Source organism: Streptomyces sp. NPDC058231, assembly GCF_042882275.1.
Classification (GTDB): domain Bacteria; phylum Actinomycetota; class Actinomycetes; order Streptomycetales; family Streptomycetaceae; genus Streptomyces.
The window spans coordinates 1-22145 of record NZ_JBHVWN010000060.1 but is presented as its reverse complement, the minus strand read 5'-3'; the positions used below and the strand labels follow the sequence as shown (position 1 = coordinate 22145).

Below are 22145 nucleotides of genomic sequence, written 5' to 3'. Positions count from 1 at the left end.
CTGCAGGGCCGCTGAGTTGAGTTGGGATCGGTGGCATGCCGCGCTTGTACGGCTTCGACAACCAGGCGCTGACGCGTGTTCGCGCCCAGGAGCGGCAGGTCGTGCGCGAAGCCGTCGGCCGTATCCGCGCCGGCCAGTCGCAGGCGGAGGTCGCAGCCTGGATGACGGCCGAGGGCCACCGCGGGACCATGGGCGGCGAGTGGACCTCCATGACGCTCGGCCGCCTGCTGGACAACCCGGCGATCGCCGGGCTTGAGCGCATTCCCGACACTGGCGAGCTGGTCGAGACCGGCCGCGAGGCGCTGATCACGTCGGAGGAGTTCCGGTGGCTGCAGGAGCGCCCCGGCCGGCGCGGCAGCATCCGCAGCGTCGAGCCGCGTGAGGGTGACTATCAGTACCTGCTCAGCGAGGGGCTGACCGTGTGCGCCGACTGCGGGCAGCGCATGGCGGGCAGCCGTACGGGGGCGGGGACGCCGTCGTACCGGTGCCAGTCCAACTTCGAGGGGCGCGGCGGGTGCGGGAAGGTCCGCATCAACGCGCCGCGCCTCGAGGACTACGTCGCCGAGTACGTGCTCGGTGAACTGTCGCGGCCTGGCGCGCAGGCCGCGCTGGAGGCGGCCCGCAAGTCGATGGCTGCGGAGGCGCAGCAGGCGGTCGTGCGGATCGCTGCTTTGGAGGGGAAGCGCACCGAGCTGGCCGCGCCCTACGCAGAGGGGCATCTCTCGCGGGACTCATTTGTCGCAGCAGACCGGCTCATCGGCCGGGACTTGAAGGCCGAGCGGGCGCGGCTGCGCTACCTGGAACAGGCCGCCGAAGTGCCGTTGGGCGGGGTCGAGGATCTGGCCCGCTGGTGGGAGCATGCGCCGTTCGCCTCCAAGCGGGGCCTGGTGATGCTGCTGGTGGAGAAGATCCAGGTGCACCCGGCGCGTGCCCGGGGTGTGCGGGCTGTGGACGACCGGGTGACGCTGATCTGGCGCACCGCCCTTGCCTCGTAGACGGTGCGCCTGACGGTCAGTCGTGCACGTCGTGGTCCGGGGACCCGGCCCACCAGTAGATGACCTCGTTCAGCGTCTCGACGCCTAGTTTCATGCGCAGTTCGCGCAGCTGGGTGTTGAGCCAGGCCGCACTGATACCGACGTTCTTCGCCGCCCGCTTCTGGTTGCGGCCCAGGCACAGTTCGCGCAGGATCGACCGCTGGGTGGGGTTGGTGGTCAGGCCCTGATCCCGGCAGCTCGCACGGGGGCCCAGCCACAGATCGGCGCGCTCCCAGAGCAGGTCGAAGACGTGCGCGATCCGCCCGACCACCAGCGGATCGGTGATCATTACGGCTTCGTCGGGGGACCCTTCGCCCTCGTCGGTGTACACGGGGATGAACGCCACGCGGCGGTCGAAGATGATGCTGCGCGGGTACCGGCCCTGGAAGGTGCGGATTTCGCCGCCGAGGGCGGCCATGTCCTTCGCCCAGCTGCCGATGGCGGGCACACGGCGTACGGAGTCGTTGTAGATCGTGCGCATCGTCAGGCCACGGCGCAGGCCGCCGGCGTCGCGTTCGAATGAGAGCGCCAGGTCCGCGGGTTTGCGGGAGCCGGGTTGGGCAGCTGCGATCTCCTTGCGGGCGGCGCTGTGTTCGGCGGCGATGCGCTCGTTGATGAGCTTGCGGCCGACCAGGTGCTGCACCAAGTCGTCGGGCGACCGGGTCTGCTGGTAGCGGTCCCGGAGGGCCGCCAGGAATTCCGGCATCGCGCCCGTGTACGCGGTCAGCGCCGACAGGTGTGTGTGCATGATCTGCATCATCTGCATTGCGGCGTGGCGCGGTTGGACGGGAGTGTAGGTGTCAGGCGTGAACGGATAGGCGACCGCCAGGCCGGCGGTCACAAGAGACTCAAGTCCCGGAGTTTCAGGGGGGATTGTCTCGCCGTTGAGTATTCGCTGGTACGTGGTGACCGCGGGTTCGGACAGATCCGGCAGGTGGGGAGCATGTGGCACCTAACGACCCCTGATTTGTGCGACTGGTGAAAATACCGCGCTGGCTGTTCTTGATCTTTTCACAAGTCCACTACAAAGTGTCGACGTAGGCGCCCGTTATACGTCGCACGTAGCCAACCGGGGGGTTGGGCAGCCCAGTTGCTGTCGCTACTGCCGTCGCGCGCCCGCTTTGCTCTCATCATTGCTAAGTAGGGGTTCCCAAATGGATATTTCCAGAACTGTCCGCATCGTGGCTGCTGGTGGGCTGGCCGTACTGGCCGGATTCTTCGCGGCCGGGCAGGTTCACGCGCAGGGCGACATCGTTGCCGGGGACGCCACCTGGTCCGCCCCCGTGGACACCATCCCGGCTCCGCCGGCGGAGACCACCCCGGCTCCGAATGACACCACCTGGTCGGTTCCGGCGGACGCCACCCCGGCGCCGGATGACACCACCTGGTCGGTTTCGGCGGACACCGCCCCGGCTCCGGATGGCACCACCTCGAAGCCCCCTGTCGACGGCGGGCTCGGCGGCGGCCCGATTCCGATCACCCCGAATGACACGACCTGGGGCTGGTAGCCCAACGGCGGTGGCCGACCGGGCGCCACAGGGGGACCTATGGGCGCCCGGGAGGGGTCAAGTCGGCCACCCTCGGGGGAAGTTGCACGGCCTTGCCGCGCTAGGCGTCTACGCGCGGCGAGGTGTCAGGGGACGGCGATTGGGGCGGGGACCCTGCCCCAGGGGGAGGATCTAAGTGGCGATCGATCCGGCACGCATCCGCAGGCGCATGGTGGAGGCCGAGGAGTCCGGCCGACGCGCTCTGGGGAGCGAGGAGGCTCGCGCAGCGTTGTGCGTGCTGGCCGTGGTGGTGGACGGGGGGCCGCATGAAGAACCGTGCAGCTGCAGGGCGGCGCCGCTGGTGCAGGCGAGCTGATCGGCCCGCACATGCGTTGGGGCGGGCATCTGCTGGTGCCCGCCCCAACGCATGCTCTGACCTGGGGTTATGGCCCAAATTTTTGTGGCCTTAACCCGGAAAAGCGGTAGAATAAAGGCATGAGGAGGGGGGTGGCCCCCCTCCCGATCGGCCTCTTGGAGTAAGTCGTGGCGATCCGGACCATCGCAATCGACAAGATCCACCGCAACGAGCGTCAGCCCCGCGAGTTCTTTGAGCCGGTGGCCCTGCAGGAACTCGCCGACTCCATCAAGCGGTTCGGCCTCATGCAGCCGATCGAGGTCCGTCGCGACAAGGACGCCGGCGGCTTCGAGATCGTCGCGGGCGAGCGCCGTTGGCGCGCCCACCAGCTCGCCGAGATCTCCCAGATCAAGTGCATCATCACCGACGACGACCTCAGCGAGATGGAGCGTTTCAAGCGGTCGGTCGCCGAGAACATCAACCGGGCCGACATGACGCCGATGGAGGAGGCCAGGGCGTTCCGCCGGATCCTCGACGAGCAGGAGGGCGCCGTAGCCAAGGACGTCGCCAAGGAGTTCGGCAAGTCCTCGCAGTACGTGATGCTGCGCCTCGCGCTCCTCGACCTGACCGAGGAAGTGCAGCAGCACGTCAACTCGGGCGCGATCGGCACCCAGGCCGCCGTGCAGATCGCGGCCCTGACCCCCGGCAACCAGCGAGCGGTCATGGCCAAGTGGGCCAAGGGCGCCTTCGCCGGCGACAACGAGCTCGTCCACTTTGCGTACGCGCTCAAGCAGCAGCAGGGCCAGGTCGTCGCGATGCTCATCGAGGACATGAGCCCCGAGGAGCGCACGGAGCGGCAGCGCGAGCGCACCAAGACCCGCAACAGCATCGACCGGATCGAGCAGGTCATGGGCCTGCTTGAGGAGCTGGCCAAGGCCGACCCGATGAAGCTGGCCCTGGCCCTGGAGGGCGAGGTCCAAAAGCGCCTGGACCAGATGGACCGCGTGGCCGACGCGGTCGCCAAGGCCCGCTTCAACATGCGGCAGGCCAAGGCGCACGCCGAGGCCCGCGAGATCGCCCGCCTGAACCCGGACGTCGAACACCAGAGCCTCGCCGCCCCGGCCAAGCCCAAGGCCCCCGCCGAGCCGCAGGCCCCGGTCGAGCCCGCCGCCCAGGCCAAGCCCGCCGCACCCAAGCCGAAGGCCCCGGCCAAGCCCAAGCCCGCTCCGCCGGTCAAGCGCGCCGCCGCCAAGCCCGCTCCCCCGGCCAAGCCGGAGCTCGTGCCCACCGCCTGACCCGCCACGGCCCGCCCCCGCCCCGGGGGCGGGCTGCCCGCCCGTACCCAACCGAGGAGAACCCCGTGAGCGACAGCATCGAAGGCCGCGACTGGCTGAGCATGAAGCGCGGCGACTTCACCGGCCGCACCAAGACCAACCAGGACGCCCTGTTCCTCGTCGACGAGCCCGACGCCTGCGGCACCGAGGCCCTGGCCGGCCTCGGCTTCGGCGCCGCCCTGTGGGCCGAGCAGCCCGACACCCCTCCGACCAGCCCAGACGCCTAGATGTGCCACAACACTGGATCGTGGTACGTTCTGCGCGTTGATCGGGAACGGCTGCAGCCGCGGGACCGGCCCATCAACAACGCCGTGGCATGCGGCATCCCCCCTCGGTGTCTGGCGGGTGGCAACCCCCCCGCGCCCTACCCGCCAGACGCCGGCGCCGCCCATGCGGAGCCACACGGGGACGCCGCACCACGCACCCGCGATTGGACCCGCCCGGCCCTCCAGGCCGGGCGGGTCGCCGCGTACTCAGGAGAGACATCGTGACGACTGCGACCTATCGCACCCACGATGCCGCCGACCCTGAGCTGTACGAGCGGCTCATGCGCGAACGCTATGGACCGCTGCCGAAGCTCCTGGCCGAACTGACCCGGCCCAGGCCCGAACCACCCGTCCGGAGAAGAACGAAGATGCCCGCGCTGTCACCGACCATCCATGAGCCCAACCCCGACCCGAAGGCCGACGAGCACTACGCCGAGCTGGCGGCCGGGATCGAGGAGGCCGGGATCGGCCGCCCCCGCATCGCGAAGGCGGAGCGCACCCCGCCGTTCCCCGGCGCGACCTGGTGCAAGTCCTGCGACAGCTGGTGCACGTCGCAAGGCATGTGCCGCTGCAACAACCGGTAAGCGAGGGAAAGTTGCGCTACTTCCACGGCGGTGTCCCCGGGCTGCGGCCCGGGGACCTCGTCATCCCGCACCCTCCGAGGGTCCTCGACGGCTGCCCCGTCTGCGCCGCCCGCGCACGGGGCCTGACCGCCACCCTCGGCGGCCACCCCGTCGACCCGCCCACCCGCCGTGCCGATCGCGTGTACATCACCACCGACCGCGAGTACGCACGCTTCTACGCCTCCCTCTGCTGGTACGGCGACCTGTACACCGTCGAACCGGTCGGCGAGCCGGAGCCCTCGAACGAGGACCCGTTCCCCTCCTGGTGCACCCCCGAGGCCCGCGTGATCTCCGTCTACGACCGGGCCGTTCAGCTCAACCCCGGCCAGCGCAACCGCCTGATTCGCCGCTGGGCCCAGGCCGACCGGGAGGCAGGCCGGTGAACGTTCCCCGCTCCGAGCGGCCGACCGTGGAACAGATGCGGCACCTGATCGGCCACACCGACCACCGGGTCCTCAGCGCCGCCGAGCACGCACGGCTACGCGCGGGCTTCGAGCATCTGGTGGCCAGCCAGGCTGGCCAGCAGGCCAAGGTCGACGACCTCAACCGCCGACTCGCCGCCGGTACCCGCCCGGCCCTCGACTTCGGCTGCGCCACCTGCCAGGCCGCCGCCGGATCCCCCTGCACCCGCCGCTACGGCCAGCCCATGCAGGGCTTCCACCGCCCGCGCCTCACCGCGGCCGCCGACACCAACGAGCGGAGCCCAGCGCCGGCCAGCACACGCCAGCAGCAACCAGCACGCGTCAGCAGCAGCACCTGACCCGCCACCAGCAGCGGCCAGCACCTACCAGCAGCACCCCGGGCAGCAGTCAACTCCTGTCGGGGGTGCTGCTGTTGCTGCTGCAGCACCTGAGCAGCAGCGACTACGGTGGGCAGCACAACCCCAAAAACGAGGCGGCCCACGGCTGGTGATGCAACACCGACCGCGGGCCTAAGCAGCAGGAGAGTGACCTCCCGTGCCTGATCCGTACCGTATCGCGGCCGTCGGCGGCGGCCGTACAAGGGTGACCAGAGTGCTGGTCACCGCCGTATTCCTCGCCGCAGTCGCCGCGTTCGAGTCCGTCGGCTTCCGCCTGTCGTACGAGGCCCTGCACACCGTCGCGGTCGAGAACGGTGTCACCGACGGCTCCGCGTGGATGTTCCCCGTCCTCGTCGACGGCGGCATCGTCATGGGCTCCATCGGCGTCGTCCGTGCCCTGGCCGCCCGCCGCTCCACCAGGCCGTACTGGACCGTGACGTTCGGCTTCACCCTGGTCTCCTGGGCCTTCAACGTGTCCAACGCCCCCCGCACGGCCGGTGGGTGGGCGGTGGCCACCGTTGCGCCGCTCGCGCAGATGGTCGCCCTGGAGATGGGCATGCAGGAGCTGCGCGCCCTGCTGCTGCCGCAGGCCGACACCGACGAGGAGCCCACCCCAGCACCAGCACCAGCACCCCCGCTGCCGGTGCTGGCGGCTGCTGCAGCAGTGCTGCCCGCCCCGGCCGAGCCTGCTGCCGCTGGTCCAGCACCAGCAGCAGCACCCCCGCCGGTGCTGTCGGCTGCTGCACCGGCACCTGCCGCAGTGCTGCCTGCCCCCGCCGTACCGGCTGCCGTCGCTGCTGCTGCTCCAGCGGCAGCCAGCACCGAACAGCAGCAGGAGCAGCAGTCCGAGGAGCCGGAGCAGCAGGAGGAGCAGCAGCAGGAGCAGCAGCGCGGCGGCGAGGAGCAGCAGGAGGAACAGCAGGAGCAGCAGGGCGGCGGCGGCGAGGAGCAGCGCCAGCAGCGACAGCGGCCGCCGCTGCAGCCGGACAGCAGCAGGGCCTGGGCGGTGCTGTACGAGGAGTGCATCACCGAGGACGAGCGGATCGACCTGACGCGCGGTGCGCTCGCAGACCGGCGCAAGCTGACAGCACCCCAGTGGGCGGTGGACATCGGCAAGGGCGAAACGCGGGCCCGGGTGCTGCTGCGCGCGGCCCGCAAGCCGGCCGCCGCCGAGGCACAGCTGGAGCTTGCGCGGGCTTGATCCTCTATCGTGGGCGGGCGTAGGGCGCGGGGGCACGCTCCTACACGAAGGACTCCTCCTGTGAGTGCTGCGCCCGCCCGCATTCCCGAGTCGCTGCTGCCGCTTGCGGTCCCGGTCGACGACCTGGTGGCGTACTACCGCAACCCGCGCACCGGCGACGTCGACGCCATCGCCGAGTCGCTGCGCGTCAACGGCCAGTACAAGGCCATCGTCGTCAACCGCGGCACCCATACCGGGCGGCCCAACGAGATCCTGGCGGGCAATCACACCTGGGCCGCCGCCCAGCAGCTCGGCTGGGACCAGATCGCCGCCACGTTCGTCGACGTCCACGACGAGGACGCGGCCCGCATCGTCGTCGTCGACAACCGCACCTCGGACCTGGCCGGCTACGACAGCGAGCTCCTGGCCGACATCCTCGAAGAGCTGCCCGACCTGGACGGCACCGGCTACGACCAGGGCGCCCTGGACAAGCTGCTGGACCACCGGTCCCTGCCCGACACGATCGACCTGCCCTCCGACGGTGCAGGCACCGGGGCGATGGCCAAGCTGGAGTACCTGCAGTGGGGCTACCTGCAGTGGTCCACCACCCGCGTGCAAATCACGGCCGCCGAGGTGGAAACCCTGAACCGCATCTACGAGCAGTTCCTCACCGAGGCCCGCTCCGATCTCGGTTTCGGCTGGCACCTGCTGCAGGAGGCCCACTCCGACACCGCCGAAGCGCCCAGCGCCGACGACGAGGACCAGGCCGAAGAGGCCGACGCCGACGCCGGCGACACCGAGGACGAGGACGGGGACGACGCATGAGCAGCGCCCCCACCACGACGTTCCACGAGGCGTACCCGCTCAAGGACTTGCGCCCGGCCGACTACAACCCGCGGCACTTGAGTGACGAGGCGTTCGCCCGGCTGCAGGAGTCCATTGGCCGCCACGGCGTCGTCAAGCCGGTCATCCTCAACGCGGACGGCACGTTGGTCGCAGGCCACCAGAGAACCAAGGCCATGACCGCGCTGGGGATGACGCACACGCCAGCGGTCATGCTCGGCACGAAGGTCCGCCTCACCGACGAGATCCAGTTCAACCTTCTGCACAACCGCGTCGAGACCGAGGCGTCGGTGGTGTACGCGCAGCCCGGCCCCATCGGCGCCTGGTCGTACATCCCGTGGCAGACCATCGAAGTGGCTGTCTCCCGCAACAAGCCGTTCCAGCAGGCCATCAACTACATGACCGGCGGTCACGGCCCGTGGGGGTCCGTCGTCATCGACGACCAGGGGCAGATCGCGCTCAACGCCGAGTACGCGGTGGTCGCGGCCGCGAACCACTTCGACGTCCTCGCATGGACCTGCGCGTCCTCGGACGCCGCGGTGCTGGTCGCCGACCTCACCGGCGAGTACGGCGTGTACGACTGGACCGGCCTGGAGGACCAGGCGCCGGTCTACAACCAGCACATCATCCAGCCCAAGCGGCTGCGCCAGTACACCTCGCTGAAGAAGGCCGGGAAGCTCGCCTACAAGTCGGAGGTGTGGGAGAAGCTGGCGCTGCCCCGGCTGCGCAAGCGCCCCGAGACGCGGGTGGTGGACTTCGGTGCGGGCCACGGCGACTACGCGAAGAAGCTGCGCCCCGAGGGCTACCAGATCGACGACTACGAGCCGTTCCGCACCACCCCCGGCAAGTACGCGGTGGACATCAGGGGCGTCGTGTCCATGATCCGCACCGTCGAGAAGCGGGTGGCGCAGCACGGCCTGTACGAAATGGTCGTCCTCGACTCCGTCATCAACGCGACGACGTCGCTGGATTACCAGCACTGGGTACTGACCACCGTCAACGCGCTCGTCGCCGCCGACGGAACGGTGTGCATCGGCACCCGCAACCTGCTGGCCGAGCAGGCTTTTGAGAACAAGCAGCACGCCACCAGCGCCAATGACGCCACCCGGCTGTCATTCCTCGACAGCGAGAACGTCGACATGCGGTTCATGCAGGGCAAGTGGATGCGAATCCGGTACCACACCCCCGAGTCGCTGGCCGAGCTGCTGGGGGCTTACTTCGGTGACGTGACGGTCGCCGGCCGCTCCAACGCGACGCTGCGGGCCATCTGCAAGGACCCTCTGCCGCTTTCCGACCTCGATTACGAGAGAGCTCTCGACGAGGAATTCAACATGCCCTATCCGAACGATTTCAGACACGGGCGCCATAAGCGACTTGTGGAAATTTTGGTAAAATTGGTTAAAGAAAGGAATAACCGGGCCGAGTAATTCACGGCCCTATTCAGAGGGGGAAATACCGTAATGCCGCAACCGCCCGTACGGGTTGGGATCACCGCCGCCGCACCGTACCTGATCATGTGGTTGGCCGGGGTCCGTCACATCAACCTGGACAAGCACTGCCTGGAAACCTTCGGGGAAGCCGACCGGGCGCCGCTCAACCCGCGGGCACCTCAACAGAAAGTCACGCTGCCGGCGGAGAACCGGCCGCTGGCCTGGTACCTGTGCGCCCTGCCCCACCCGTGGGACTGGGCTTCCAACGCACACCTGGCCTTCGACTACGCCGAAGGCCACCACTGGGAAGGCCCGGCCCTGGTGCCGGGCCTGCACGTGACGCTCGACAACGCCCGCCCCATCACCGGATGGGGCGAGCACTCCATCCCCGCCACCGCACCGCGCCGCCACCAGTACCTGTACCGCACCTGCCGCAACTGGCAGTTCGCATGGTGGCTGCGCGCCAACCGCAACGCACCCGACGCACCACCACCCGGCCAGCTGCCGCACGACCCTGACGCACCCGAGCAGCTGACCTTCCTGTAGCACCACCTGCACTACGGCCCGGCGGCCACACCAGGTCGCCGGGCCGTAATGCCATCATGTTTCCTGGCGCGGGGGCGCGCAGCAGCGAGAGGACCACGGCTGGTGGGACGCCCCGACAAGGCCGCGCGCGCCGCTATCGCGCAGCGGCGAGCGGACGCCATCGACCTACGCCTCGCCGGTGTGGACTGGCTCACCGTCGGCCGGAAACTCGCCGCCGACCCGGCCATCAACTCCGACCGCATCGCCTACCCGCAGGGCTACGGCATCGACCGGTACAAGAAGGGCCTGGAGCCACCGGCCGACGACCAGCTCATCAACGCCGCCTGCAAAGACGTGCGCCAGGCGCTCAAGGAGCGCACGACCGAGCAGGACGAGAAGGCCGACGAGCTGCGCGCCGTGGAGAACCTGCGCCTGGACCGGCTGTTCTTCGTCGCGTACCGCCAAGCCGTCAAGGACGGCGACCTGCCCGCCATCGACCGGGCCCTTCGCATCATGGAGCGCCGCGCCCGCATGAACGGCCTCGACAAGCCGAACAAGACGGAGATCGTCACCCCGGCCGCTTCGGGCAGCGACCTGACCGCCATCGCTCTCGACGAACTCGAAGCCCTGATCGGCATATCCGAGGAGGCCGCACATGGCTCTGATGACTAGCAGCGACCGCGAAACCAAGCTGCTGACCGCATACCGCACCAGGCCGCCGGCACTGCGACGCGCCATGGCTGCGAAGGCCTCCCCGGAGCTGCGCGTCCAGCTCGCCCGCATCGAACGCCACATCGCCATGGACGCCTCACCCGGTGCGATGGCCGCCGTCCTCACCGAACGCCGCGAGATGCAGGCCCGCCACCTCCACCTCATCGACCAGGCGTGGATCGACATGGCCGAGGGCCGCGCCGACCGCGTGATGATCACCATGCCGCCACGTCACGGCAAGTCCCGCCGGGCCTCGCGCTGGGCACCCCTGTGGTACCTGCGCCAGCACCCCGAACGCCGCATCATGATCACCTCCTACTCCGGTGACCTCGCCGAGGAACACTCCCGGTGGATCCGCGACGCCATCGAAACGTGGGGCGACGAGCTCGGCATCCACCTCAACCCCAGCTCGCGGGCCGCAATGCGCTTCGACATCGCAGGCCACCAAGGGGGCCTCGTCGCCGCGGGCATCGGCGGCAGCCTCACCGGCAAGGGCGCCACCATCGCCCTGGTCGACGACCCCGTGCAGGACATGGCCTCCGCCGACTCGCCCAGCATGCGCCGCAAGACGTGGGAGTGGTGGCAGTCCGTCCTGCAGACCCGCCTCGAACCCGACGGGGCGATCTGCGTCATCCAGACCCGATGGAACGAAGACGACCTCGCCGGCCGCATCCTCGCCGACGCACAGGCCAACGAGTGGCACGTCATCGACCTGCCCGCCCTCGCCGACTCCCCCGACGACCCCCTGGGCCGCGCGAACGGTGAACCCCTGTGGCCCGAACGCTTCGACGCCGACCACCACGCCACGACCCGCCGCCGCGTCGGCGAACGCGTATGGGCCGCCCTCTACCAGCAAAAGCCCCGCCCCCCGGAGGGCGGTGTGTGGCAGCGCGCCTGGATCACGGACAACCGCATCACCACCGTCGAGTTCGGCGGCCTCGACCTGGCCCGCGTCATCGTCGCCGTCGACCCCGCCGGCGGAGAGTCCTCAGTCGGCGACGAGACCGGCATCATCGGCGCCGCACGCGGCTTCGACGGTCACCTGTACGTCCTCGAGGACCGCTCCGCTTCCATGGGCGCCAACGACTGGGGCCTCAGCGCGTGCCGCCTCGCCCTCGCCCTCAAAGCCGACGCGATCGTCGTGGAGTCCAACTACGGCGGCGACATGGCCCGACAGGTCCTCTCCCAGGCATGGGAGCAGCTGCGCCGCGACGGCACGACCGCCGGACAGCTCATGCCCAGAGTCCTCGAAGTCACCGCGAAGGTCGGCAAACGCCTGCGCGCCGAACCCATCGCCCAGCTCTACGAGCAGGGCCTCATCCACCACGTCGGCGCCCACGTCCGCCTCGAAGAGCAGATGGCCACCTGGGTCGTCGGCATGGACTCCCCCGACCGCATGGACGCCGCCGTCCACGGACTGACCGAACTCGCCGACCCCGACCAGCTCGCCGCAGTGGCCGGACACATCCACGACGACCGCCTCGGCGGACGCCGTTAGACCTCCGGAAACGGCCCCATAAGGGGAAACGCCCCTGGCCGTATCGGACTGCTAGCCTCCCGGCCATGACAATCTGGGGGAGAACCGACGTCCGAATCGGTGCCGCAACCGTGGTGTTGGCGGGCGCTGTTGCCGCCGCCGTCATGCTGTGGCCCACGCCCGCAGCACCGACGCATGAGCAGATCTCGAAGCAGATCAAAGCCTCCGCGCAGGCCCATGAGGATGCCTCAGTGGAGGCTGGGCGCTACGCCCGGGCGAACCTGCGGGCCACCGCCAAGACGCCCGACGACGAGTCGTGCCAGTCCGCGTGGGACAACCTGCTCGACTCGGAGCAGAAGGGCCTGCTGCACGGGACGTGGATGCACGCCTGCACTGACCCCGCCACCCCGTAGCCCTGCCCAGTAGTAGCCTGCGGGCATCGTTCAGGGTCAGACGCCGGGGGCAGCACGTGATTGAACGGACCATCGCGCCAGAGGGATTGCCGCGCCCCACGGGAGAAGCAGGCCAAGTCCTCCTCGACGCCATCTGGTCACTGTTCACTGAGCGTTTGGTGTGGCCCGTCTTCGACGACATCGACCGCGCACTGTACGGGCAGGGGTGGGAGTGGGAGAGCGCGGTGCAGCAGCTGTGTCCTGCGCTTCTACGTGGCCTGGACCCGAATGTGCTGCACACCCCGCAGCCCGACCAGCAGCTCTCGCTCACCGTCGCCGGCGCGGCGAACTGCACCGGGGCAGGCCCAATCCTCGCGGCGTTTCTAGTCATGGTGCGCAAAGCGGCGTTGATCGAGAGGACCTGGCGTCCCCCGAACCCTGGAGAGATGCCGCAGCTCACGAACAAAGACCTGGGAGCGGCGCCCGGCGACAGTCACCCAAATGCCGTGCGCTCTATCTTCGCGGTCATGCGGCTCGCCGTTCAAGAGCCGTGCTTTCAGGGAGGCGGCAGCAACCCGGACAGGCTGGAAGCGGCGCGCCTGTACTTCAACCGCGACATCCGGCCGTTCGCCGCCGTTACGAACCTTCAGCAGTACTGGTGGGTTCGCACACAAGCCCTGGGGACCGAGCGCACTGAGGCCGATCTGCGCCCGTTCTCCAAGCGTGAGCCGGAGGTGATGCTGCAGCCACCGCTGTTCGCCGAGCCCGCCCCCGCCGCGGGATCTCCGGAGCCCATGTCTGTCACCTGCAATCTGCATCCGCTGATCGCGGAGGTTGCTGAGGAGAGGTACAACCGCGGCGCCTACAACGACGCGGTAAGGAGTGCGTTCCAGGCGGTGGAGCACCGGGTAGACACACTGGTCGGCCACAGTAGCGCGGTCGGCGACAGGCTCATGGGCATTGCCTTCAACACCAAACCAGGACCCCCGATGCTGACAGTGACCCGGTCCACGGGCGGCTCCCTGGAGAGCGAGCAGACCGGCATGCAGTTCCTGTTCAAGGGTGCGATGGGCGCGCTACGCAACCCTCGCAGTCACGGGCCGGACGAGAAGGACGACCGCGACGAGGCCGAAGAGATGCTGATCTTCGCCAGCTTCCTCATGCGCCGTCTCGACATCGAGGACGATAAGCGCAAGGCCGCCGGCCCTACTTCGTAGGCGGGGGCGCTCTATCACTTCCGGGCCGAGACAAAGAGAGGCGCCGAGCGTGTCTACGACACCACCCCCCACTTCGGGTAATCCCAACCCGCCACCACCCCCCACTCCGGGTAATCCCACTCCGACTCCTCCCCCACCGCCCGCAGGTGGCCTATCCCTTACGCAACGTGCCCGCAGGCACTACCGGGGGTTGGGGGAGGGCAGGGGAGGCGTGATTGCAGCGGTGATCACGGCCATCCCCGCGATTTTTGCTGCAGTTGTGGCACTCGCCGCGCTTTTCGTCAACGACGATGAGCCCAAGACCCCGGCAGCACCGAATCCGGCGGTCTCGTCGCCGAGCCCCAGCCGGGCCCCTAACGACGGCGCGCCTGGCCCCTCCGCCTCGGCTCCCTCCAGCCCAGAGACCAGTTCGGCGACGAAGACGTACGTCGTGTTCTACGACGATCAGAAGATGAGCGTGGGGCTGCCAGCCTTCCCCAGCGTCGGCTCTCTGGACTTCGATGAACCGATCTCGAAGATCTACACAGAGGACGATTGGGCGGCTCTCAAGCAGGACGCGGAGGAACAGGGCGTGCCCTACGCACCCGACTTGGGCTATTCCAATGACATTTGGGGCAACCTCTTCATCGGTAAGGACCGCCCTGTGGCTCAGCTCGACACGTTGCCCGATACGCCGGAGGAGTGCGCCACTGATGCCAAGCTGGGCGCTTTCACTGGAGTGGAGATGGCGGAGTGGCCCCTCAAAGTGGGAAGCGGATTCTGTCTCGTCACTGACCAAGGCAGCGTTGTACGCCTGAAGATCTCCCGTCTGGTGGGCGGCGACAGGGACCGCCGCACGGCTCCCCCCGAGCGCATCGAGTTCTCTGCGACCCTGTGGAAGCAGACCTGATATCTGCGCAGGCTAATGCGGTCCTCGCGCTTCACAACGCGCACCGAGTCCGGGCCCCGCAGCACCATGCGGATCACGTGGCTGGTCTGGCCCGGCTCGTACACGTGGCCCCTCGGTGTCCCGAAGACCCTGGGAACGGTCCTGCCCGTATCCTGGGCGGCGCAGGCGCGGGGCCTTGCATGCCTGGAGGCATCCGTTGAGGCTGCGCGAACTGGTCATCGACGCCTGGTCGTGGATCAACTACAAACCGGCCATGGCCGACCCGCAACGCCCCGGCCACCGTGCCTTCCCCGAGATCAACCACTCGTGGGTGCCCGAGCCGGACCGGCGGCGTTTGGCCGTGTACAAACTTTTGGCCGCGTACGACAACAACCAGGCCGGGCAGCTCGCCGCCGCCACCGGCGACCATCACGGCCTGGAGCGCCGCGAGTTGGGCGACCCGGCCAAGCTCATCGACACCACGCTGGGCTATCTGCTGGGCGCGGAGCAGACCATCGTGGTGCCCGGTGCCGAGCACGCCGAGCAGCACCACGGGTCCGCCGGCGCCGATCGGGCCGGGCGTGACGAGGGTGGCGCCCCGCCGCCCGGTGCTGTTCAGGCCGCCGACGTGCAGGAGCGGCTGCGGGCCTGGGCGGACAAGGAGCTTTGGCCGCTGCGGATCCAGCAGGCCGAACGGTGCGCGGTGCGCTGCGGCGACGCCGTGTACACCCTGGCGTGGGAACCGGCCAAGCAACGCGTGCTGCTGCGCACCTACGACCCCGGGTTCTACTTCCCCGAGTGGGACGACGGCGAGCAGGACAGCTCCGAATACCCCTCACGGGTGCACTTCGCGTGGGAGCTGCCCGCCGACCCGGTGCGCGGGCTGAAAGCCCGGGTGCGACGCATCACTTACGAGCTGGGGCCGATCGGTGCGGCGACTGCGCCCGGCATCACCGAGGACGGCCGCACCATCCGTGAGCAGGTCGCAGGCGCTGACGGCGACCCCGCGCTGACCGTCGGCGACACCCTGCATCCGGTGACCGGCATGGTGCAGCGCACCTACCCGTGGGCTCCGGGCCGCCCCTCGGGCACCACGTGCTACCTGACAGATGCCGAATGGCTGCTGGAAGACCTCGGCGCAGCCCACGACCTGTACTCCCTGCCCGCCGACAAGGCGTCCTACAGGGTTCGCTCCGACGCGCAGGTCCTGGACCGCCTCGACCTGATGTGTGACTTCATCCCGGTCGTGCACGTCCCCAACACCATCCCCGACGGCGGCGAGCACTGGGGCAAGTCGTCGCTGGGTACCGTGCTGCAGCTGCTGGACGAGCTGGCCGCCACCGACACCGACAGTGCGTCCGCGTCGGCGACGACCGGTACCCCGATCGTTGCCCTGTCCGGGGCCCGCCTTCCCATTGACCGCACCACCGGGCAGCCGCTGCCGGTGCGCGTCGAAGCCGGGACGGTGTGGCAGCTGTCCGACAGCGGGCGCATGGACGCTTTGGACACCTCGGCGCAGCTCGCCGAACTGCGCCAGCGCATCGACCACATGCTTGACCGGCTGGCCTCGAACACCCGCCTGACCACAGCTGGATTGGGCAGCCTCGACCCGTCGTCGGTGCCGTCGGGATATGCGCTGCAGCTGGCCTTGGGGCCGCTGGACTCGCTGATCGCCGCGATGCGTCTGGCCCGCACCCACAAGTACGTGCTGATGCTGCGCATGGTGCAGCGCCTGCACCAGGCCGGACAGGTATGGCCCGCCGGCGAGTCGCTGCCCGCACGCCTGGTGTGGGGTGCGCACACCCCGACCGACCGCACCACCGTCCTCGCTGACGTGGTGGCCGGTTACGGGGCGGGTGTGTTCTCACTGGAGACGGCTGTGCGGATGCTGCAGGAAGCCGGATATCCCGTCGAGGACGTCGCCGAGGAGGTCGAGCGCATCCAAAAGCGGGCGTTCGAGCAGGCCGCGCGCCTCGCGGACGCCACCGGCGACAACGCGGTGGTCCGCGAGTACCTGGGGCTACCGAAGGCCGACCCCGGTGTGCCGCCGGTGCCGCTCATTCCCGCCAGCACCTCTAAGGCGTCGGTGCTGTTGCCGCCCGGCAGCACGAGGCAGGTGCCCCGTTAAGGCATGGGGTGGTCCGCCGAGCCGTCGTTGCTGCTCTCAGCCGCGCCTGGGTACGGCTTGCCGTTGCTATCGGCAAGGACGGCCTCTGAGTGGTGCTGAACCTCGACTCGCAGCATTGGCCATGGAGTGGCCTCCTGGCGAGCGCCACCGCTCAGAAGCAAGTGGCGCACATACGCACCCACGACGAACCCTCTTTCGGCAAGTTGGCCAACGTACCTCTGGATCGCCTTCTCGGCATCACGGTTGTCTCGGACGCTGTCCAGCTCCGACGCGATGTCCAGGTAATCCCGCAGTAGGTCCAGAAACTCGACGATGGCGTCTTCGTCGCCGTCAGGAAGATGATCAGGGAGGGCGTACTCAAACGCCATGCTCTCTTTGATCATGTTCCACAGGGGGTTACCGCGCGTGATGACCTGCAAGACCAAGGGCTGCGGGAAGGTCGGATCCGGTACGAGTCTCAGCCGGCCGCCTTCTTGATCACCCGTAGATCTGACCCATGCTGCGTGCTCCGCTTTGATGCTTCGAAGCCGCTCCACCGTGAAGTGGCTGGTCTGGTCGTCAACTCGTTTGTGATCTTTGCTGCACAAGAGAAGCAAGTTGGCATGACCGTCGAGAAGATCCTCGTCGAGACCGCCTCCCCTGGGGCCGCTCTTCGACCGCCCCACGATGTGCGCCTCTTCGCCGAATATGGAGGGATCGTCGCTGTCGGTCCCGGGGGTCATCACCTGTTCCTTGCAGATGGCACAACGGCCACCGGCCTCGATCCAGATGATCTTTCGCGTCCGGTCGGAAATGGCCATGTTCGTGCCTTTCAGGTTCCGGTCGGCGGCCAGTGAGCGCGGCCGAAGTGCCTTCATCGACAACTGCCCATGTTCTCACCGGTAGAGCGTCGGGCGACGCAGTTACACTGATCGACGGCGCGGGGGCGCTGCTGCTGGAGGACGACACCGTGATGGCCCGCCCGCTGCCCGACCCCCACACCCCCATCGGTCGCCGGCGTGATGGCCGCCCGATCTTCCCGATCGTGGGCGCGGATCCCACCGACCCGTCCAACGACCAGCTGCCCGACCCCGACCAGCCTGCTCCCCAGACGGGGCAGACGCTGGACCAGGAGACGCTGACCAGGCTGCTGGCCCGCGAGAAGCAGCAGGGCGAACGTGCTGCGGTGCGCAAGCTCGTGGAGCAGCTGGGGTTCGCCAAGACTGACGACCTGGCCGCGTTCGTCAAGGCGCAGCAGGACGCGCAGGACGCGCAGCTGACGGAGGTGCAGCGCCGGGAGAAGGCCGCCGACGACGCTGCTGCTGCAGCTGCCGCCCGTGAGGCTTCTGCTGCCGCCCGCGAGAAGGCCGCGGTGCGCCGTGCTGCCCTCGTCGCGCTTGGTGCCACCGGTGTGGACCTTGCCGACGCCGAACGTCTGCTGACCGTCGACGACGACGCCGACGAGCAGGCCGTCACCGGTGCGGCCACCGCACTCAAGGCCCGGCGCCCGGAGCTGTTCGGCAAAACAGTCACCCCGGCGCCTGCGCCCGGTGGTTCACCTGCAGGTGGGCCCCCGCAGCGCGGTAGCAACGTCCCCAAGCGGGGCGCGGCCGGCGCGGAGATGGCCCGCCGACGCGGCTACACCAAGCCCACCACCTGAACTTCCCACCGGCGGGACAAGGCCGGACTGAGGGGACCACGCCCCTTTCCGTGGACGACGCCACCACCTGGTGAGCGGACGATCATCCGCCTGATCGCGTCCACGGAGGACTCATGCTTCAGCCGGTCACCACGACCCAGAGCCTGACCGCCGACCGGTCCTGGCTGGCGTCGCTGCACGGCACCGACCAGACCGACTCCATCACCCTCGATATGACGACGTTCGCCGCTGGCACGCACTTCTTCGCGTCGACGGACAGCACCGTGCCGTACAGCCGGTTTCTGTCCGGTGTGCCCGTCGGCAAGATCACCGCCTCGGGGCTGTATGGCCTGTACGCCACGGGGGCCACCGACGGCCGGCAGAACCTCGCCGGGTTCGTGTTCGCCGAGGTGCTGTTCAACCCCACCCAGACCAAGGTTCCGGCCGCGCTGCTGTGGCACGGCTCGGTGAAGACCGCGAAGCTCCCCGTCGTCGTCGCCCCGGTCGTGCCGTCCGCCACCTGCCAGATCCGCTTCGTCTAAGGAAGGAGGCCCGAACATGACCATTGCAGACCTCATCAAGGGCGTCACCGTTCAGGACCTGACCACGTTCGCCCGCGAGATCCCCACCCCGGCTGACTTCCTGCTCACGCAGTCGATCTTCCCGAAGGTGGAGGTCCACGACGTGATGTGGCGGATCAAGAACCAGGGCCGCTACGTCAACGCCGCGAAGTACCGCAGCTACGACGCCAGCGTCGTACTGGCCGACCGCCAGGCGTGGACGACCAGCACCCAGGGCATGCTGCCCGCGCTGGGGCAGAAGCTGCTGGTCGGCGAAATGGAGATCCTGCTGCAGGAGGCGTCCCGCGGCGCCGACCAGGACCGACTGATCGAGCTGCTGTACGACGACGTCGAGCGGCACGTGGAGGCCGTCAACTCCCGCCTGGAGCTGGCCGCCGGTGACGTTCTCACCGACGGCAAGTTCTCCCTGGCGGCGGAGAACGCCCTCACCACGGACGTCGACTTCCTCGTGCCGGCGGCGAACATGCCGACCGCACCCGTCCTTTGGTCCGACCCCACGTCGGACCCGATCAAGGACGAGCTGGGGTGGCTGGACTACCTCGACTCCATCAGCGCCCCGTTCCCCGAGCTCGTCGTCACCAGCCGCCGCGCCTTCTCCTACCTGGGGAGGAACAACGCCTACCGGGCCGCTTACTACGGGTCGGTGAACCCGTCGACCACGCCAACGGCGACCCTGACACCGCAGCAGGTCAACGTGGTGCGCGGCAACTACAGCCTGCCGCCGATCGAGCTGTACAAGGGGCAGGTCCGCGTCGACGGCTCCACGGTGCGCCCGCTGCCGGACGACCGGTGGGTGATGGTGCCGCCGGACCGCACGAAGTGGGGCCAGACCATGTACGGCACCACGGCGGAGTCCCTCGTGCTGTCCCGCGGCAGCAACCCGGAGATCATCCGCGAGGACGCGCCCGGCCTGATCATCACCAAGGGCTCGCAGGACGACCCGCCGCAGGTGTGGACCAAGGGCGCGGCCGTCGCCATGCCGGTGCTCCTCGCGCCGGACTGCCACATCGTCGCGAAGGTGCTGTGACATGGGGCGGCGACTGGCAACAGCGGTGCACCTGGAGCACCCCAAGACGCACGAGCTGCTGATCCTGCAGCCCGGCGACGAGCCGGACGAGGACGTGGCCGCGGCCATCACCAACCCCGACGCGTGGGAAGACGACGCGGAGGAGGACGGCGGCGGCGACCAGGACCCGGACGCCGGCCGGACCCCCGACCCGGTACCGGACCCGGAGCCCGCACCGGAACCGGCCCCCGAGCCGGAGCCCGAGGGCGAGCCGGAGGCCCCGGCCAAGCCGGCCGCCAAGGCCCGGGTCCGCAAGGCCACCGGAGAGCAGTAACCCAGAGCCAGGTCCGGCCCGGCGCCCGCTGCGGGGTGCCGGGCCGGTCCTGCTACCCGGAAGGACACCCGTGGACCCCGCAGTCCTCGCCTGGCTCCAAGCACAGCTCGGCACAGCCACCGACCCGGCCGACCTGCAGGCCCGGTACACCCGCCTCGGTGCGGCGAAGGCCGTCGCCCTGGAGGTGCTGGGCGAGCGGCGTGCCAGGCTGCTCGCCGACCCGCTGCAGCTGACCGTCAACGGTGTCGTCACCCTCGACCAGAGCAACAACCTCACCGGCCTGGAACGGCAGATCGCATCCGTCGAGGCTGCCACCGCCCCGGACGACCCCACCGGAGGCACCGAACTGGTCATTGCGCCGCTGCGCCGCGCCCACCGCTGGCACCGGTAAGCCGTGGCCTACGAGTTCCCGCCACTGACACCCGGTGATGCGAAGACCGTTGCGGCCCGGGTCGCCGCCGTCCTGCAGGACGCCTGGCAGCGCCTCGCCGACCAGCAGGCCGCCGTCCTGGCAGCCCTGTCGGAGTCGGGCCGCGCCCCTCACGTTGTGGCCCGCCTCGCGGAGTTCCAGGCCGCCATCGTCGACTTCCAGCAGCGTGTGGACGCCGAAGCCCGCGCGTTCGTCACCCGCCAGCTGCCGCTGCTGTACGAGCAGGGGGCGCAGCAGGCCGCTAAGACGGTGGGTGGCCGGTTCACGTGGACGCTGCTCCACACCGAGGCCCTGCAGTCGCTCGCCGCCGACTCGTACGCCGACTTCCTGCGCCGCTCACAGGAGGAGCAGCGCATGGCGGCCGCGTTCTACCGGGCGGTGCGCGAGGCGGCGCGCCGTGAGGTGCCGCTGCTCGCGGCAGGGAACACCACGGCGCTGCAGGCCGCCAGGTCGCTGGCCGACCGGCTGGCCGCCGAGCACCAGCTGCTGTACGTCATCTACCGGGGCGGCGCCCGGATGCCGGTGCAGGCGTGGGCGGAGTCGGCGGTCCTCGCCAAGTCGGCGGTGGCCTACAACTCGGGGACCCTGAACCGGGCGCGGGAGGCTGGCGTGCAGTACATGGAGGTCTTCGACGGCGTCGGGTGCGGCTGGACCAGCCACAAGGACCCCGACAAGGCGACAGGCACGCTGCGCACCGTCGAGGACGCCGCGGCGTGGCCGATCTCCCACCCGCGGTGCGGGCGGGCGTTCGGGCCCCGCCCAGATGCGCAGGAGGCGACACGGGCCTGATCCGGCTCCTGCATGCTGGAGTTGGGGCAGCGGCCATGCTCGGCTGACATGCTGGGGGTCGATCACAGGGCGCGAGAGGGGCAGCATCATGCAGTGGCAGATCCACGGTGAACGGCCGATCTACGAGAACCCGTGGGTCAGCCTCTGGCTGACGGATGTGCAGCAGCCGGATGGCCGCCGCTGGGAGCACCATGTGGTCAAGCTTCGGCACCTGGCGGTCGCCGTCGTGGTTGATGACCAAAAGAGGGTGCTGATGATGTGGCGGCACCGGTTCATTACCGACACGTGGGCATGGGAACTGCCCATGGGCCTGATCGAGGACGGGGCTGGGGAGACGCCGGAGCAGGCCGCGATCCGCGAGGTGGAAGAGGAGACCGGCTGGCAGGTCAAGGCCGTGGAGCCACTGATCTACGGGCAGCCGGCGAACGGCATCACCGACTCCGAGCACTACGTGTTCCGCGCTGAGGCAGGCATCTATGGGGGCCCGCCGACGGAGGTCAATGAGACCGACCGGATCGAGTGGATCCCGATCGCGGAAATCCGGGGCATGATCGACCGGCGTGAGATCGTCTCCAGCGGCTCCCTGATCGGCCTGCTGTACTTCCTGCTGGACGAGGCGGCCAAGGCCTAAGGGATTGCAGATCATCAAGGTGTTGCTTCCCGACCTGGGGCTCGTTGGTCTGGTATGCGCATCCCGGACGAGACCCGTGACCAACTC

General features: G+C 69.2%; 26 protein-coding genes. 24 read left to right on the top strand and 2 right to left on the bottom strand.

Going from position 1 to position 22145, the window contains the following annotated elements; translation table 11 throughout:
- Window positions 1–35: 35 nt before the first annotated feature.
- Complete coding sequence (locus ACFVXE_RS29855) at window positions 36–995, top strand: recombinase zinc beta ribbon domain-containing protein (protein WP_389675822.1); 960 nt, start codon at window positions 36–38, stop codon at window positions 993–995.
- A 16-nt stretch (window positions 996–1011) separates the two neighbouring features.
- On the opposite strand, the gene ACFVXE_RS29850 is transcribed toward ACFVXE_RS29855, so the two are convergent.
- Complete coding sequence (locus ACFVXE_RS29850; protein ID WP_389675820.1) at window positions 1012–1782, bottom strand: hypothetical protein; 771 nt, start codon at window positions 1780–1782, stop codon at window positions 1012–1014.
- A 406-nt stretch (window positions 1783–2188) separates the two neighbouring features.
- On the opposite strand from ACFVXE_RS29850, the gene ACFVXE_RS29845 reads away from it, so the two are divergent.
- The 16 genes from ACFVXE_RS29845 (at window position 2189) to ACFVXE_RS29770 (ending at window position 16669) form a co-directional block, all read left to right on the top strand.
- The gene (locus tag ACFVXE_RS29845; RefSeq protein ID WP_389675818.1) at window positions 2189–2542 is read left to right on the top strand and encodes a hypothetical protein; all 354 of its coding nucleotides are present in this window, start codon (window positions 2189–2191) and stop codon (window positions 2540–2542) included.
- A gap of 522 nt (window positions 2543–3064) precedes the next feature.
- On the top strand, window positions 3065–4171 hold the full coding sequence (locus ACFVXE_RS29840; RefSeq protein ID WP_389675816.1) for a ParB/RepB/Spo0J family partition protein: 1107 nt from the start codon (window positions 3065–3067) through the stop codon (window positions 4169–4171).
- Window positions 4172–4236: 65 nt separating this feature from the next.
- Window positions 4237–4437, top strand: a complete 201-nt coding sequence (locus ACFVXE_RS29835; RefSeq protein ID WP_389675814.1) for a hypothetical protein — start codon at window positions 4237–4239, stop codon at window positions 4435–4437.
- 260 nt (window positions 4438–4697) lie between these two features.
- Window positions 4698–5060 (top strand): hypothetical protein, encoded by a 363-nt coding sequence (locus ACFVXE_RS29830; protein WP_389675813.1) that lies wholly within the window; start codon window positions 4698–4700, stop codon window positions 5058–5060.
- Between the two features lie 11 nt (window positions 5061–5071).
- On the top strand, window positions 5072–5482 hold the full coding sequence (locus ACFVXE_RS29825; protein ID WP_389675811.1) for a hypothetical protein: 411 nt from the start codon (window positions 5072–5074) through the stop codon (window positions 5480–5482).
- Window positions 5479–5859 (top strand): hypothetical protein, encoded by a 381-nt coding sequence (locus ACFVXE_RS29820; protein WP_389675810.1) that lies wholly within the window; start codon window positions 5479–5481, stop codon window positions 5857–5859. Before ACFVXE_RS29825 ends, ACFVXE_RS29820 begins: the two co-directional genes overlap by 4 nt.
- Window positions 5860–6055: 196 nt before the next feature.
- The gene (locus ACFVXE_RS29815; RefSeq protein WP_389675808.1) at window positions 6056–7099 is read left to right on the top strand and encodes a DUF2637 domain-containing protein; all 1044 of its coding nucleotides are present in this window, start codon (window positions 6056–6058) and stop codon (window positions 7097–7099) included.
- Between the two features lie 60 nt (window positions 7100–7159).
- Window positions 7160–7903 (top strand): ParB/RepB/Spo0J family partition protein, encoded by a 744-nt coding sequence (locus ACFVXE_RS29810; protein WP_389675806.1) that lies wholly within the window; start codon window positions 7160–7162, stop codon window positions 7901–7903.
- Complete coding sequence (locus tag ACFVXE_RS29805; protein WP_389675804.1) at window positions 7900–9348, top strand: ParB N-terminal domain-containing protein; 1449 nt, start codon at window positions 7900–7902, stop codon at window positions 9346–9348. Before ACFVXE_RS29810 ends, ACFVXE_RS29805 begins: the two co-directional genes overlap by 4 nt.
- Window positions 9349–9381: 33 nt before the next feature.
- Entirely contained in the window at window positions 9382–9897 is a 516-nt protein-coding gene (locus ACFVXE_RS29800) for a hypothetical protein (protein WP_389675803.1), read from the top strand.
- A 102-nt stretch (window positions 9898–9999) separates the two neighbouring features.
- A complete protein-coding gene (locus tag ACFVXE_RS29795; protein WP_389675801.1) occupies window positions 10000–10548 on the top strand; it encodes a hypothetical protein in 549 nt (182 codons plus the stop codon).
- Window positions 10532–12085, top strand: a complete 1554-nt coding sequence (locus tag ACFVXE_RS29790; protein ID WP_389675800.1) for a terminase large subunit domain-containing protein — start codon at window positions 10532–10534, stop codon at window positions 12083–12085. Before ACFVXE_RS29795 ends, ACFVXE_RS29790 begins: the two co-directional genes overlap by 17 nt.
- A 65-nt stretch (window positions 12086–12150) precedes the next feature.
- The gene (locus ACFVXE_RS29785) at window positions 12151–12477 is read left to right on the top strand and encodes a hypothetical protein (RefSeq protein WP_389675798.1); all 327 of its coding nucleotides are present in this window, start codon (window positions 12151–12153) and stop codon (window positions 12475–12477) included.
- A 56-nt stretch (window positions 12478–12533) separates the two neighbouring features.
- The gene (locus ACFVXE_RS29780) at window positions 12534–13673 is read left to right on the top strand and encodes a TIGR02391 family protein (RefSeq protein ID WP_389675796.1); all 1140 of its coding nucleotides are present in this window, start codon (window positions 12534–12536) and stop codon (window positions 13671–13673) included.
- A gap of 211 nt (window positions 13674–13884) precedes the next feature.
- Window positions 13885–14562: a hypothetical protein gene (locus tag ACFVXE_RS29775; protein ID WP_389675794.1), complete on the top strand. Its 678-nt coding sequence runs from the start codon at window positions 13885–13887 to the stop codon at window positions 14560–14562.
- A 196-nt stretch (window positions 14563–14758) separates the two neighbouring features.
- On the top strand, window positions 14759–16669 hold the full coding sequence (locus tag ACFVXE_RS29770; protein ID WP_389675792.1) for a hypothetical protein: 1911 nt from the start codon (window positions 14759–14761) through the stop codon (window positions 16667–16669).
- On the opposite strand, the gene ACFVXE_RS29765 is transcribed toward ACFVXE_RS29770, so the two are convergent.
- Entirely contained in the window at window positions 16666–17526 is an 861-nt protein-coding gene (locus ACFVXE_RS29765; RefSeq protein ID WP_389675857.1) for an HNH endonuclease signature motif containing protein, read from the bottom strand. The two genes, ACFVXE_RS29770 and ACFVXE_RS29765, sit on opposite strands and share 4 nt — an antisense overlap.
- Between ACFVXE_RS29765 and ACFVXE_RS29760 the strand changes: the two genes are divergently transcribed.
- The 7 genes from ACFVXE_RS29760 to ACFVXE_RS29730 all read left to right on the top strand — a co-directional run bounded on the left by ACFVXE_RS29760 (window position 17517) and on the right by ACFVXE_RS29730 (window position 22058).
- Window positions 17517–18308, top strand: coding sequence for a hypothetical protein (locus tag ACFVXE_RS29760; protein WP_389675790.1), 792 nt, complete (start codon window positions 17517–17519; stop codon window positions 18306–18308). The genes ACFVXE_RS29765 and ACFVXE_RS29760 overlap by 10 nt on opposite strands.
- A 113-nt stretch (window positions 18309–18421) precedes the next feature.
- Entirely contained in the window at window positions 18422–18829 is a 408-nt protein-coding gene (locus tag ACFVXE_RS29755) for a head decoration protein (protein WP_389675788.1), read from the top strand.
- Between the two features lie 16 nt (window positions 18830–18845).
- Complete coding sequence (locus tag ACFVXE_RS29750; protein ID WP_389675786.1) at window positions 18846–19895, top strand: major capsid protein; 1050 nt, start codon at window positions 18846–18848, stop codon at window positions 19893–19895.
- Between the two features lies 1 nt (window position 19896).
- Window positions 19897–20208 carry a hypothetical protein gene (locus tag ACFVXE_RS29745; RefSeq protein ID WP_389675784.1) on the top strand — a complete coding sequence of 104 codons (312 nt, stop codon included), beginning with the start codon at window positions 19897–19899 and terminating at the stop codon, window positions 20206–20208.
- Between the two features lie 70 nt (window positions 20209–20278).
- On the top strand, window positions 20279–20599 hold the full coding sequence (locus ACFVXE_RS29740) for a hypothetical protein (protein WP_389675782.1): 321 nt from the start codon (window positions 20279–20281) through the stop codon (window positions 20597–20599).
- Window positions 20600–20602: 3 nt separating this feature from the next.
- Window positions 20603–21427: a hypothetical protein gene (locus tag ACFVXE_RS29735; protein ID WP_389675780.1), complete on the top strand. Its 825-nt coding sequence runs from the start codon at window positions 20603–20605 to the stop codon at window positions 21425–21427.
- Window positions 21428–21515: 88 nt separating this feature from the next.
- Entirely contained in the window at window positions 21516–22058 is a 543-nt protein-coding gene (locus ACFVXE_RS29730) for an NUDIX hydrolase (RefSeq protein ID WP_389675778.1), read from the top strand.
- The last annotated feature ends 87 nt before the right edge of the window (window positions 22059–22145 follow it).

Bases quoted from the DNA above. Each gene is read 5' to 3' on its own strand.
- ACFVXE_RS29800 (WP_389675803.1), top strand. From the start codon at position 9,382: ATGCCGCAACCGCCCGTACGGGTTGGGATCACCGCCGCCGCACCGTAC.
- ACFVXE_RS29845 (WP_389675818.1), top strand. From the start codon at position 2,189: ATGGATATTTCCAGAACTGTCCGCATCGTGGCTGCTGGTGGGCTGGCC.
- ACFVXE_RS29765 (WP_389675857.1), bottom strand. From the start codon at position 17,526: ATGAAGGCACTTCGGCCGCGCTCACTGGCCGCCGACCGGAACCTGAAA.
- ACFVXE_RS29855 (WP_389675822.1), top strand. From the start codon at position 36: ATGCCGCGCTTGTACGGCTTCGACAACCAGGCGCTGACGCGTGTTCGC.
- ACFVXE_RS29850 (WP_389675820.1), bottom strand. From the start codon at position 1,782: ATGCACACACACCTGTCGGCGCTGACCGCGTACACGGGCGCGATGCCG.
- ACFVXE_RS29745 (WP_389675784.1), top strand. From the start codon at position 19,897: ATGGGGCGGCGACTGGCAACAGCGGTGCACCTGGAGCACCCCAAGACG.
- ACFVXE_RS29785 (WP_389675798.1), top strand. From the start codon at position 12,151: ATGACAATCTGGGGGAGAACCGACGTCCGAATCGGTGCCGCAACCGTG.
- ACFVXE_RS29755 (WP_389675788.1), top strand. From the start codon at position 18,422: ATGCTTCAGCCGGTCACCACGACCCAGAGCCTGACCGCCGACCGGTCC.
- ACFVXE_RS29750 (WP_389675786.1), top strand. From the start codon at position 18,846: ATGACCATTGCAGACCTCATCAAGGGCGTCACCGTTCAGGACCTGACC.
- ACFVXE_RS29790 (WP_389675800.1), top strand. From the start codon at position 10,532: ATGGCTCTGATGACTAGCAGCGACCGCGAAACCAAGCTGCTGACCGCA.
- ACFVXE_RS29805 (WP_389675804.1), top strand. From the start codon at position 7,900: ATGAGCAGCGCCCCCACCACGACGTTCCACGAGGCGTACCCGCTCAAG.
- ACFVXE_RS29730 (WP_389675778.1), top strand. From the start codon at position 21,516: ATGCAGTGGCAGATCCACGGTGAACGGCCGATCTACGAGAACCCGTGG.